Below are 11,864 nucleotides of genomic sequence, written 5' to 3' on the forward strand. Positions count from 1 at the left end.
TAGTGCGCTGGGTTATCGCTCGCCACGGGAATATCTGCGGCAGCGGGCTTGTAATGGGTTAAGTGATAACAGATGTCTGGAAATATAGGGGCAAATCCAACGGTTGTGGCGCACGTCTTCGGTGAACGCACTCTGGCCACACTGGAGCGTCTTCTGAGCCTGCTGTCGGCCTTTGAGGTCGTGGTATGGATGACGGATGGCTGGCCGCTGTATGAATCACGCCTGAAGGGAAAGCTGCACGTTATCAGCAAGCGTTACACTCAGCGCATTGAGCGACATAATCTGAATCTGAGACAACATCTGGCAAGGCTGGGACGGAAGTCACTGTCGTTCTCAAAATCGGTGGAGCTGCATGACAAGGTCATCGGGCATTATCTGAACATAAAACACTATCAGTAAGTTGGAGTCATTACCGGAGTTGTTATGATCCACGCCTTTATTAAAAAAGGGTGTTTTCAGGATTCGGTCAGTTTAATGATTATTTCACGAAAACTCAGCGAATCAGAAAATGTTGATGATGTTTCCGTAATGATGGGTACGCCCGCCAATAAAGCGTTATTAGATACCACAGGTTTCTGGCATGACGATTTTAATAACGCCACGCCGAACGATATTTGCGTGGCAATTCGTAGCGAAGCGGCGGATGCGGGGATCGCGCAGGCGATTATGCAGCAGCTTGAAGAGGCGCTAAAACAACTGGCGCAGGGGGCAGGCAGCAGCCAGTCCTTGACGCAGGTGCGTCGCTGGGACAGTGCCTGTCAGAAATTATCCGATGCCAATCTGGCGCTGATTTCAGTGGCTGGCGAGTATGCGGCGGAGCTGGCGAATCAGGCGCTGGATCGCAACCTCAACGTGATGATGTTCTCCGATAACGTCACGCTGGAAGATGAAATCCAACTTAAAACCCGCGCGCGAGAAAAAGGCTTGCTGGTGATGGGGCCGGACTGCGGTACGTCGATGATTGCCGGCACGCCGCTGGCTTTTGCTAACGTGATGCCGGAAGGCAACATTGGCGTCATTGGCGCTTCCGGTACCGGGATTCAGGAACTGTGTTCGCAGATTGCGCAGGCAGGGGAGGGAATTACTCACGCGATTGGTCTTGGCGAGCGCGACCTCAGCCGTGAAGCAGGCGGCATCAGTGCGCTGACGGCGCTGGAAATGCTCAGTGCAGACGAGAAAAGCGAAGTGCTGGCATTTGTTTCAAAGCCACCTGCCGAAGCTGTGCGTCTGAAAATTGTTAATGCCATGAAAGCAACCGGCAAACCGACGGTGGCGCTGTTTTTAGGTTATACCCCGGCGGTGGCCCGCGACGAGAATGTCTGGTTTGCCTCCTCGCTGGATGAGGCCGCACGCCTGGCTTGCCTGCTTTCACGCGTCACGGCGCGACGTAACGCAATAGCGCCTGTCAGCAGCGGATTTATTTGCGGTTTGTATACCGGCGGTACGCTGGCTGCCGAAGCGGCGGGATTACTTGCTGGACACCTTGGCGTGGAAGCCGACGATACCCATCATCACGGCATGATGCTCGACGCCGATGGTCACCAGATTATTGACCTCGGCGATGATTTCTACACCGTCGGGCGTCCCCATCCGATGATCGACCCAGCCTTACGCAACCAGTTAATTGCCGATCTCGGCGCTAAACCACAAGTGCGCGTATTGCTACTTGATGTCGTGATTGGCTTCGGTGCGACTGCCGATCCTGCCGCCTCGCTGGTAAGCGCCTAGCAAAAAGCCTGTGCCGCGCGTTCAGATAATCAACCACTGTATGCCATTGCCACGGTGACAGGCACTGAACGTGACCCGCAATGCCGCTCGCAGCAAATCGCCACGCTGGAAGATGCGGGGATCGCGGTAGTGAGTTCGCTGCCGGAAGCCACCTTGCTGGCGGCAGCGTTAATTTATCCGCTCTCGCCTGCCGCACAGCAACATACACCGTCATTACTGGAAAACGTCGCCGTGATTAACATCGGATTACGCAGCTTTGCGCTGGAGCTACAAAGCGCCAGCAAACCGGTTGTGCATTACCAATGGTCGCCAGTCGCCGGCGGCAATAAAAAACTGGCTCGTTTATTAGAACGTTTGCAATAAGGGGTTCCCATGTTTACATCAGTGGCGCAAGCCAATGCTGCGGTTATCGAACAAATTCGTCGTGCTCGTCCACACTGGCTGGATGTGCAACCGGCTTTTTCACTTATCAGCGAACTAAACGAGGGCAAAACACTGCTTCACGCCGGGCCGCCAATGCGCTGGCAGGAGATGACCGGACCCATGAAAGGGGCGTGCGTGGGCGCATGTCTGTTCGAAGGCTGGGCGAAAGATGAAGCGCAGGCACTGGCGATGCTGGAGCAGGGGGAAGTGAACTTCATTCCTTGTCACCATGTGAATGCCGTCGGGCCAATGGGCGGCATTACTTCTGCCTGTATGCCGATGCTGGTGGTCGAGAACGTAACCGACGGCAACCGGGCGTACTGCAACCTCAACGAAGGTATCGGCAAAGTGATGCGTTTTGGCGCTTACGGCGAAGATGTCCTGACTCGCCATCGCTGGATGCGCGATGTGTTAATGCCAGTATTAAGCGCGGCGCTGGGGCGCATGGTGCGCGGTATCGATCTCACGGCGATGATGGCGCAGGGCATTACGATGGGCGATGAGTTCCATCAACGCAATATTGCTTCCTCAGCACTGTTAATGCGTACGCTGGCCCCACAAATTGCTCGCCTCGATCATGATAAACAGCACATTGCGGAAGTGATCGATTTCCTCAGCGTGACCGATCAGTTCTTCCTCAACCTCGCGATGGCCTACTGCAAGGCGGCGATGGATGCTGGCGCGATGATCCGCGCAGGCAGCATCGTTACGGCTATGACCCGCAACGGCAATATGTTCGGGATTCGGGTAAGCGGGCTGGATGAACGCTGGTTTACTGCGCCTGTAAACACTCCGCAAGGTCTGTTTTTCACCGGCTTCTCGCAGGAGCAGGCGAACCCGGATATGGGCGATAGCGCGATTACCGAAACCTTTGGTATCGGAGGTGCGGCAATGATCGCAGCGCCTGGCGTAACGCGCTTTGTCGGTGCGGGTGGCATGGAAGCGGCCAGGGCGGTATCTGAAGAGATGGCGGAAATTTACCTTGAACGCAATATGCAGTTGCAGATCCCAGGCTGGGATTTTCAGGGCGCGTGCCTGGGGCTGGATATTCGTCGCGTGGTAGAAACCGGCATTACGCCACTCATCAATACCGGTATCGCCCATAAAAAGGCGGGGATCGGGCAGATTGGCGCAGGCACCGTGCGGGCACCGCTGGCGTGCTTTGAACAGGCGCTGGAAGCACTGGCTGAAAGCATGGGGATTGGTTGAGGAACGCGCAATGACGATCATCCATCCTCTGCTTGCCAGCAGTAGCGCACCGAATTATCGCCAGTCCTGGCGGTTAGCGGGAGTGTGGCGGCGGGCGATTAACCTGATGACGGAAAGCGGCGAACTGTTAACGCTGCATCGTCAGGGTAGTGGTTTCGGCCCCGGAGGATGGGTGCTTCGCCGCGCGCAATTCGATGCGTTATGCGGTGGATTATGCGGCAATGAACGACCACAGGTTGTGGCTCAAGGGATTCGCCTCGGGCGTTTCACGGTTAAACAGCCACAGCGTTATTGTTTGCTGCGTATTACGCCGCCTTCGCATCCTCAACCGCTTGCAGCTGCATGGATGCAACGCGCGGAGGAAACCGGACTTTTCGGACCACTGGCGATGGCGGCAAGCGATCCGCTGACCGCTGAATTACGCCAGTTTCGTCACTGTTTTCAGGCCGCGCTCAATGGCGTTAAGACCGACTGGCGGCACTGGCTGGGTAAAGGCCCCGGATTAACGCCAAGTCATGATGACACGTTGAGCGGAATGCTGCTGGCGGCTTGGTATTATGGCGCTTTAGATGCGCGCGCCGGTCGCCCGTTTTTTGCCTGTTCCGACAATCTTCAACTCGTTACCACAGCGGTGAGCGTCAGTTATTTACGTTATGCCGCGCAAGGATATTTCGCCTCGCCACTCCTGCACTTTGTCCATGCTCTGAGTTGCCCGAAACGTACCGCTGTTGCGATTGATTCGCTGCTGGCGCTGGGGCATACGTCAGGGGCAGATACGCTGCTGGGGTTCTGGCTTGGCCAACAATTATTACAAGGAAAACCATGAAAACACTGGTTGTAGCTCTTGGGGGCAACGCCTTACTCCAGCGCGGTGAGGCGCTGACGGCGGAAAATCAATATCGCAATATCGCCAGTGCTGTACCCGCGCTGGCACGCCTGGCCCGTTCTTATCGGCTGGCGATTGTTCACGGCAACGGGCCGCAGGTGGGGCTGCTGGCGTTACAGAATCTGGCGTGGAAAGAGGTAGAACCGTATCCGCTGGATGTGCTGGTGGCGGAAAGCCAGGGGATGATTGGCTATATGCTGGCGCAGAGCTTGAGCGCACAGCCGCAGATACCGCCTGTTACGACGGTGCTGACGCGCATTGAGGTTTCGCCTGATGATCCGGCGTTTTTGCAGCCAGAGAAATTTATTGGTCCGGTTTATCAGCCAGAAGAACAAGAGGCACTGGAAGCGGCTTACGGCTGGCAGATGAAACGTGATGGTAAATATTTGCGCCGGGTGGTGGCGTCTCCGCAACCGCGTAAAATTCTCGACAGCGAAGCCATCGAGTTGTTGCTCAAAGAGGGGCATGTGGTGATTTGCAGTGGCGGCGGCGGTGTGCCTGTGACGGAAGATGGGGCAGGGAGTGAAGCGGTGATTGATAAAGATCTCGCCACTGCGTTGCTCGCCGAGCAGATTAATGCCGATGGACTGGTGATCCTCACCGATGCTGATGCGGTATATGAAAACTGGGGAACGCCGCAGCAACGTGCCATTCGCCATGCCACACCGGATGAGTTAGCGCCATTTGCCAAAGCCGATGGTTCGATGGGGCCGAAGGTAACGGCGGTGAGTGGTTATGTCAGAAGCCGTAGTAAACCCGCGTGGATTGGGGCGTTATCGCGAATTGAAGAGACGCTGGCGGGCGAAGCGGGGACCTGTATTTCGCTGTAGTGATGAGAGTTTCCGGCAATCGGTGCACCATGCCTGATGCGACGCTTGACGCGTCTTATCAGGCCTACAATGGGTACCGGAGCGGTAAGCCGGATAAGGCGTTTACGCCGCATCCGGCAATCAAATGAGCACCTGCTTAACTGAACTTACTCTGCGCCCAAATCACGCCGCTGGCATACTCTGGCGGCAGCAGCGGGATTAAGGCTTCCAGCGTCGCAGTCAGACGCGATGTGTCGCTGTCGGTCAAATTCAGATGCCCCACTTTACGCCCCGGACGGACTTCTTTGTCGTACCAGTGCAGATGCACCAGCGGCAATTTCAGCCAGTCATAATTCGCATCGCTACCAATCAGATTGATCATCACCGACGGATTATTCACTACTGGTTGCGGTAACGGCAGATCGGTAATCGCCCGCAGATGCAGCTCAAACTGGCTGATGCTGGCACCGTTTTGTGTCCAGTGACCGCTGTTATGCACACGCGGAGCCAGTTCGTTGATCAGCAGACCTTGCGGGGTGACAAAACACTCCATCGCCATCACGCCCACATAGCCCAGCTCCTGCATAATCGCCGACAGCATCTCTTCGGCTTGCGCCTGCTGCTGTGCGTTGGCCTGCGGAAAAGCGACGCTGGTGCGCAAAATACCGTCCTGATGCAGGTTATGCGTCAGCGGATAAAACACGGTGCTGCCATCAAAGCCGCGCGCGCCAACCAGCGACACTTCACCAGAGAAGTTAATGCCCTGCTCGACAATACATTCGCCGTAACACTCTGCCGGTAACTGTTCGGTTTCATTGGCGCGTAAACGCCATTGACCGCGACCGTCATAGCCACCAGTGCGACGCTTAACAATCGCCAGTTCACCTAAACGATCAAACACCGCAGGCCACTCGCTGCGATCGGCAAGTAACTGCCACGGCGCGGTCGGCAGGTGGAGCTTATCGAAAAGCTGCTTCTGAGTCAGACGGTCAGCAATAATCGGGAACACATCGCGGTTCACAAAGGCCGGATGACGCGCCAGCTCGCGGGTTAATGCGGTTTCCGGCCAGCGTTCGATCTCAGCGGTAATCACGCTTTGTTGAAAAGGCACCGCCGCCGGTTCAGCGTCCAGCCCGACCGGCCAGACAGCAATGCCTAACGGTTCGCCTGCCTGACGCAGCATACGGCCTAACTGCCCGTTACCGAGGACGCAAACCTGTTTCATGCCGCACCTCGCGGGTCCGGGTTTTCCAGCACTTCGTCGGTCTGGGCTTTGCGCCAGTCATTCAGACGCTGGTGTAGCTCTTTATCGTGAGTCGCGAGAATTTGTGCTGCCAGTAATGCCGCGTTTGCCGCGCCAGCTTTACCAATCGCCAGCGTACCCACCGGAATGCCGCGCGGCATTTGTACGATGGAGTAGAGGCTATCGACACCGCTCAGTGCGGCGCTCTGTACTGGCACGCCCAGCACCGGCACCAGCGTTTTGGCGGCAATCATGCCTGGCAGGTGCGCTGCGCCACCTGCGCCCGCAATAATCACCTGATAACCGTTCTCTTCGGCGCTTTCGGCGAAGCTGAACAGTTTATCGGGGGTGCGGTGAGCAGAAACCACTTCAACGTGGTGCGGGACATTCAGGATTTCGAAGATTTCGGCGGCGAACTGCATGGTAGCCCAGTCGCTTTTGGACCCCATCACGATGGCGACACGCGCCGGATTATTGCGGGAAGACATGCGTCTTAAAACTCCTGTGGTGCACAACTCTCGGCTTTAGAGGGCACAGAGAATAGCACGGAAAGAGAGCAAGGAAAACGGTTGCGTGGCTGTGAAATCAGCAAAGTTGTGGTTTTTTTAAAACGGAAAATGAATCAGCTCAACGTCATCCGCCGTGACTTTCACCATCGAACCTTCCGTATGCCAGGCACCCAGTACCACGCGAAAAGCAGGTTGCTGGTTGGCGATAAGTTCATGCACCGCCGGGCGATGGGTATGCCCGTGGATCAGCCATTGCACCTGATGTTTTTCCATCGCACTGACCACTGCGTTTTGGTTAACGTCCATGATCGCCAGCGATTTACTGCTGTTGGCTTCTTTGCTGTTCGCGCGCATTCGCGCGGCAATGCGTTTGCGCACAAACAACGGCAGGGCGAGGAATAGCATTTGCAGCCAGGGTTTGTGGACTTTGGCGCGAAAAGCCTGATAACCCGCGTCATCGGTGCACAGCGTGTCGCCATGCATAATCAACACCCGGCGGCCATAAAGTTCGAGCACCTTTTCTTCCGGCAATAACGTCATGCCACTTTCACGGGCAAAGCGTTTGCCGAGCAGAAAATCACGGTTGCCATGAATGAAATAACAGGGAACGCCGGAATCGGACACCGCTTTGATCGCTGCCGCCATCTGGCGATGGAGTGGATTGGGATCGTCGTCGCCAATCCACGCTTCAAACAGATCGCCAAGAATATACAGCGCGTCGGCCTTGCGAGCTTCCCCCGCTAAAAAACGCAGAAAACCGGCGGTGATCGCCGGTTCTTCCACGCAGAGATGAAGATCTGCAATAAAGAGTGTCGCCACGATTACTCGCTAACGGTCACGCTTTCAATGATAACGTCTTCTTTTGGCACGTCCTGGTGCATACCGCTACGACCGGTTGCAACACCTTTGATTTTGTCTACCACGTCCATGCCTTCAACCACTTCAGCAAACACGCAGTAGCCCCAACCTTGCAGGCTTTCGCCAGAGAAGTTCAGGAAGTCGTTATCAACCACGTTGATGAAGAACTGTGCAGTTGCAGAGTGCGGAGCCTGAGTACGGGCCATTGCCAGCGTACCACGGGTATTTTTCAGACCGTTGTTGGCTTCGTTTTTGATCGGTTCTTTGGTGGCTTTTTGTTTCATGCCCGGTTCAAAACCGCCGCCCTGAATCATAAAGCCGTTGATAACACGGTGGAAAATGGTGTTGTTGTAAAAACCTTCGCGGCAGTAGTCCAGGAAGTTTTTAACTGTTTCAGGTGCTTTATCGTCAAAAGTTTTGATGACAATATCGCCGTGATTGGTGTGGAAAGTAACCATTTTTGCATCCTGTTCCGTTTGATTGGTGCTTCAACCCGGTTCGGGTCATATATAGGGTGGTGTTATAGCATAACCGCACGATCGGATCATCACGCAATGTATGCTGATTCGCGCGGAAAATATGGGTATTATACGCAACTCAATTACCCACACATGTCTAAACGGAATCTTCGATGCTAAAAATCTTCAATACTCTGACACGCCAAAAAGAGGAATTTAAGCCTATTCACGCCGGGGAAGTCGGCATGTACGTGTGTGGAATCACCGTTTACGATCTCTGTCATATCGGTCACGGGCGTACCTTTGTTGCTTTTGACGTGGTTGCGCGCTATCTGCGTTTCCTCGGCTATAAGCTGAAGTATGTGCGCAACATTACCGATATCGACGACAAAATCATCAAACGCGCCAATGAAAATGGCGAAAGCTTTGTGGCGCTGGTGGATCGCATGATCGCCGAAATGCACAAAGATTTTGATGCTTTGAACATTCTGCGCCCGGATATGGAGCCGCGCGCGACGCACCATATCGCAGAAATTATTGAACTCACTGAACAACTGATCGCCAAAGGTCACGCTTATGTGGCTGACAACGGCGACGTGATGTTCGACGTCCCGACCGATCCGACTTATGGCGTGCTGTCGCGTCAGGATCTCGACCAGCTGCAGGCTGCGCGCGCGTTGACGTGGTTGATGACAAACGCAACCCGATGGACTTCGTTCTGTGGAAGATGTCGAAAGAGGGCGAACCGAGCTGGCCGTCTCCGTGGGGCGCGGGTCGTCCTGGCTGGCACATTGAATGTTCGGCCATGAACTGCAAGCAGCTGGGTAACCACTTTGATATCCACGGCGGCGGTTCAGACCTGATGTTCCCGCACCACGAGAACGAAATCGCGCAGTCCACCTGTGCCCATGATGGTCAGTATGTGAACTACTGGATGCACTCCGGAATGGTGATGGTTGACCGCGAGAAGATGTCCAAATCGCTGGGTAACTTCTTTACCGTGCGCGATGTGCTGAAATACTACGACGCGGAAACCGTGCGTTACTTCCTGATGTCGGGCCACTATCGCAGCCAGTTGAACTACAGCGAAGAGAACCTGAAGCAGACGCGTGCGGCGCTGGAGCGTCTCTACACTGCGCTGCGCGGCACAGATAAAACCGTTGCGCCTGCCGGTGGCGAAGCGTTTGAAGCGCGCTTTATTGAAGCGATGGACGACGATTTCAACACCCCGGAAGCCTATTCCGTACTGTTTGATATGGCGCGTGAAGTAAACCGTCTGAAAGCAGAAGATATGGCAGCGGCGAATGCAATGGCATCTCACCTGCGTAAACTTTCCGCTGTATTGGGCCTGCTGGAGCAAGAACCGGAAGCGTTCCTGCAAAGCGGCGCGCAGGCAGACGACAGCGAAGTGGCTGAGATTGAAGCGTTAATTCAACAGCGTCTGGATGCCCGTAAAGCGAAAGACTGGGCGGCGGCAGATGCGGCGCGTGACCGTCTTAACGAGATGGGGATCGTGCTGGAAGATGGCCCGCAAGGGACCACCTGGCGTCGTAAGTAATTGCGCTGTTGCCGGATGCGAGTTTTCGCATCCGGTTATCGCCTGCGCCACCACAACATTCCCATAAGCACCATCCCCGGCAACCACACCCACATCAATTCAGAAATTATCACCTGATGCCCGTACGGCGTGGTGTAACGAGACAATGCAAACGGAGCGACTTTAATCACCTGCCAGGGAGCGAAAAAGCGTTCATCTGACCACGGCCACAGCCAGCCAACGCCCTTACCGCCAGTGGTTACCGAATCCAGCAAGCTGTGCGATAGCAACGAGACGGTTAAAAACAGCCAGCAGCGAATCAGCCCAGCCCTGAACCATCGGCGTCCAATCAGCACACATAACAGCGGGACAACAAACGCAAACACCAGCGAATGGGTAAACCCGCGATGACCAAAAACATTGCCGTAAGCAACGCCAAATTTAAACGACAATACGTCGGCGTCGGGCAGCATCGCCAGGATGATTCCGGCAAATAACAGACGCGGAGGGATGACTTTCGAACCCAACCCTAAACCAATGCATAGGGGAACGGCGGCGTGCGTAATAACGGTTGGCATGATGGTCGCTTCGGCAAAATGTCGATGCTATCAGCATGGATGAACGGGGCGTAGAGGGCAAAAGTCTGAAAAGAGAACCGGCCTGTTGATACAGGCCGGGAAAGGGATCAGGCAACAACCTGTACGCTGTGACCTGCAAAACTCACTGTCTGACCGGCAACGATTTTGCAGCGTTTGCGCGTTTCAACCGCACCGTCGACTTTCACCTGGCCTTCGGCAATCGCGATTTTCGCCTGCGCGCCGCTTTCGCTCCAGCCTTCCAGTTTCAGCAAATCGCACAGCTCAACGTGCGGATGTTTACCTAAAGAAAATGTCGCCATGTTACTCACCCTGTGGATCATGATATTCAACGCACGCCTGAAGCGTGTTTTCAATCAGCGTGGCAACCGTCATCGGGCCAACGCCGCCCGGAACAGGCGTAATGTATGAGGCGCGTTTAGCCGCGTCTTCAAACACGACGTCGCCCACAACTTTGCCATTTTCCAGACGGTTGATGCCGACATCAATCACAATTGCGCCTTCTTTGATCCAGTCACCAGGAATAAAGCCCGGCTTGCCGACGGCAACGATCAACAGATCGGCATTTTCTACGTGGTGACGCAGATTTTTAGTGAAACGGTGAGTCACGGTAGTGGTGCAACCTGCGAGCAACAGTTCCATGCTCATTGGACGACCGACGATATTCGATGCGCCAATCACCACGGCGTTGAGGCCGAAGGTATCAATGTTGTAACGCTCAAGCAGCGTGACGATACCGCGCGGGGTGCAGGGACGCAGACGCGGCGCGCGCTGGCACAGACGACCGACGTTATAAGGATGGAAACCGTCCACGTCTTTGTCCGGATGAATACGTTCCAGCACTTTGACGTTATCAATACCCGCCGGTAACGGCAGTTGAACCAGAATGCCATCGATGGTGTTGTCGGCATTCAGCGCATCGATAAGCTCCAACAGCTCCGCTTCGCTGGTGGTTTCCGGGAGGTCATAAGAGCGGGAGACGAACCCGACTTCTTCACAAGCCTTGCGTTTGCTTGCGACATAAATTTGCGATGCAGGGTTACTACCCACCAGCACAACGGCCAGTCCTGGTGCCCGCAGTCCGGCTGCAATACGCGCCTGAACTTTTTGAGCAACTTCAGAGCGCACCTGCTGCGCAATCGTTTTACCGTCAATAATCTTTGCTGCCATCAGAGAGAGGATTCCATCTGTTACGTAGGTCGAAGGGGATGCGCCTATTTTGTCAGAAGCGGGGCGCGCTGTCAGGTTTCGTTTCAGATTTATCGCGTGAAGCGACCTCTTGCGAAGGTTAGGGGTAATGACTCCAACTTACTGATAGTGTTTTATGTTCAGATAATGCCCGATGACCTTGTCATGCAGCTCCACCGATTTTGAGAACGACAGTGACTTCCGTCCCAGCCTTGCCAGATGTTGTCTCAGATTCAGATTATGTCGCTCAATGCGCTGAGTGTAACGCTTGCTGATAACGTGCAGCTTTCCCTTCAGGCGTGATTCATACTGCGGCCAGCCATCCGTCATCCATACCACGACCTCAAAGGCCGACAGCAGGCTCAGAAGACGCTCCAGTGTGGCCAGAGTGCGTTCACCGAAGACGTGCGCCACAACCGT

At 55.0% G+C, this 11,864-nt stretch carries 11 protein-coding genes and 3 pseudogenes; 6 read left to right on the forward strand and 8 right to left on the reverse strand.

Translation table 11 applies throughout. The features are described from left to right. Positions 1–99: 99 nt before the first annotated feature. From BGK49_RS02435 to BGK49_RS02455, 5 genes and pseudogenes are all read left to right on the forward strand, one after another. A pseudogene (locus BGK49_RS02435) lies at positions 100–399 on the forward strand (IS1-like element IS1X2 family transposase); the annotation flags it as partial. A 24-nt stretch (positions 400–423) separates the two neighbouring features. Beyond that, positions 424–2,091: pseudogene (locus tag BGK49_RS02440) on the forward strand (acyl-CoA synthetase FdrA). Between the two features lie 9 nt (positions 2,092–2,100). Further along, entirely contained in the window at positions 2,101–3,360 is a 1,260-nt protein-coding gene (locus tag BGK49_RS02445; protein ID WP_000495339.1) for a YlbE family protein, read from the forward strand. A 10-nt stretch (positions 3,361–3,370) separates the two neighbouring features. Beyond that, the gene (locus BGK49_RS02450) at positions 3,371–4,186 is read left to right on the forward strand and encodes an oxamate carbamoyltransferase subunit AllH family protein (protein WP_000152521.1); all 816 of its coding nucleotides are present in this window, start codon (positions 3,371–3,373) and stop codon (positions 4,184–4,186) included. Continuing rightward, a complete protein-coding gene (locus BGK49_RS02455) occupies positions 4,183–5,076 on the forward strand; it encodes a carbamate kinase (protein WP_000855364.1) in 894 nt (297 codons plus the stop codon). Before BGK49_RS02450 ends, BGK49_RS02455 begins: the two co-directional genes overlap by 4 nt. A 136-nt stretch (positions 5,077–5,212) precedes the next feature. Here BGK49_RS02455 and purK read toward each other — a convergent pair whose 3' ends face one another. The 4 genes from purK to ppiB form a co-directional block, all read right to left on the reverse strand. Continuing rightward, positions 5,213–6,280 carry a 5-(carboxyamino)imidazole ribonucleotide synthase gene (gene purK / locus BGK49_RS02460; protein WP_000815537.1) on the reverse strand — a complete coding sequence of 356 codons (1,068 nt, stop codon included), beginning with the start codon at positions 6,278–6,280 and terminating at the stop codon, positions 5,213–5,215. Continuing rightward, the gene (purE, locus tag BGK49_RS02465) at positions 6,277–6,786 is read right to left on the reverse strand and encodes a 5-(carboxyamino)imidazole ribonucleotide mutase (protein ID WP_001295318.1); all 510 of its coding nucleotides are present in this window, start codon (positions 6,784–6,786) and stop codon (positions 6,277–6,279) included. Before purE ends, purK begins: the two co-directional genes overlap by 4 nt. 117 nt (positions 6,787–6,903) lie before the next feature. Then, positions 6,904–7,626 carry a UDP-2,3-diacylglucosamine diphosphatase gene (lpxH, locus tag BGK49_RS02470; protein WP_000212252.1) on the reverse strand — a complete coding sequence of 241 codons (723 nt, stop codon included), beginning with the start codon at positions 7,624–7,626 and terminating at the stop codon, positions 6,904–6,906. Between the two features lie 2 nt (positions 7,627–7,628). Then, positions 7,629–8,123, reverse strand: a complete 495-nt coding sequence (gene ppiB, locus BGK49_RS02475; protein WP_000256002.1) for a peptidylprolyl isomerase B — start codon at positions 8,121–8,123, stop codon at positions 7,629–7,631. Between the two features lie 173 nt (positions 8,124–8,296). Here ppiB and cysS point away from each other — a divergent pair. Then, positions 8,297–9,681, forward strand: a pseudogene (gene cysS, locus BGK49_RS02480) (cysteine--tRNA ligase). A 35-nt stretch (positions 9,682–9,716) separates the two neighbouring features. Here the strand turns inward: cysS and BGK49_RS02485 are convergent. The 4 genes from BGK49_RS02485 to BGK49_RS02500 form a co-directional block, all read right to left on the reverse strand. After that, positions 9,717–10,238 (reverse strand): metal-dependent hydrolase, encoded by a 522-nt coding sequence (locus BGK49_RS02485; RefSeq protein ID WP_001143552.1) that lies wholly within the window; start codon positions 10,236–10,238, stop codon positions 9,717–9,719. A 107-nt stretch (positions 10,239–10,345) separates the two neighbouring features. Next, positions 10,346–10,558, reverse strand: a complete 213-nt coding sequence (gene ybcJ / locus BGK49_RS02490) for a ribosome-associated protein YbcJ (RefSeq protein ID WP_000190288.1) — start codon at positions 10,556–10,558, stop codon at positions 10,346–10,348. A gap of 1 nt (position 10,559) precedes the next feature. Beyond that, on the reverse strand, positions 10,560–11,426 hold the full coding sequence (folD, locus tag BGK49_RS02495) for a bifunctional methylenetetrahydrofolate dehydrogenase/methenyltetrahydrofolate cyclohydrolase FolD (RefSeq protein WP_000729155.1): 867 nt from the start codon (positions 11,424–11,426) through the stop codon (positions 10,560–10,562). Between the two features lie 138 nt (positions 11,427–11,564). Next, positions 11,565–11,864: IS1 family transposase (locus tag BGK49_RS02500; RefSeq protein ID WP_069375675.1), on the reverse strand; the 300-nt coding region annotated here is incomplete at its 5' end.

Source organism: Shigella sp. FC1544 (assembly GCF_001722145.1).
GTDB lineage: Bacteria > Pseudomonadota > Gammaproteobacteria > Enterobacterales > Enterobacteriaceae > Escherichia > Escherichia coli.

Excerpts from the sequence above, each read along its gene's own strand:
- BGK49_RS02445 (WP_000495339.1), top strand. The coding sequence starts at position 2,101 with ATGTTTACATCAGTGGCGCAAGCCAATGCTGCGGTTATCGAACAAATT.
- BGK49_RS02450 (WP_000152521.1), top strand. The coding sequence starts at position 3,371 with ATGACGATCATCCATCCTCTGCTTGCCAGCAGTAGCGCACCGAATTAT.
- BGK49_RS02455 (WP_000855364.1), top strand. The coding sequence starts at position 4,183 with ATGAAAACACTGGTTGTAGCTCTTGGGGGCAACGCCTTACTCCAGCGC.
- purK (WP_000815537.1), bottom strand. The coding sequence starts at position 6,280 with ATGAAACAGGTTTGCGTCCTCGGTAACGGGCAGTTAGGCCGTATGCTG.
- purE (WP_001295318.1), bottom strand. The coding sequence starts at position 6,786 with ATGTCTTCCCGCAATAATCCGGCGCGTGTCGCCATCGTGATGGGGTCC.
- ppiB (WP_000256002.1), bottom strand. The coding sequence starts at position 8,123 with ATGGTTACTTTCCACACCAATCACGGCGATATTGTCATCAAAACTTTT.
- BGK49_RS02485 (WP_001143552.1), bottom strand. The coding sequence starts at position 10,238 with ATGCCAACCGTTATTACGCACGCCGCCGTTCCCCTATGCATTGGTTTA.
- ybcJ (WP_000190288.1), bottom strand. The coding sequence starts at position 10,558 with ATGGCGACATTTTCTTTAGGTAAACATCCGCACGTTGAGCTGTGCGAT.
- folD (WP_000729155.1), bottom strand. The coding sequence starts at position 11,426 with ATGGCAGCAAAGATTATTGACGGTAAAACGATTGCGCAGCAGGTGCGC.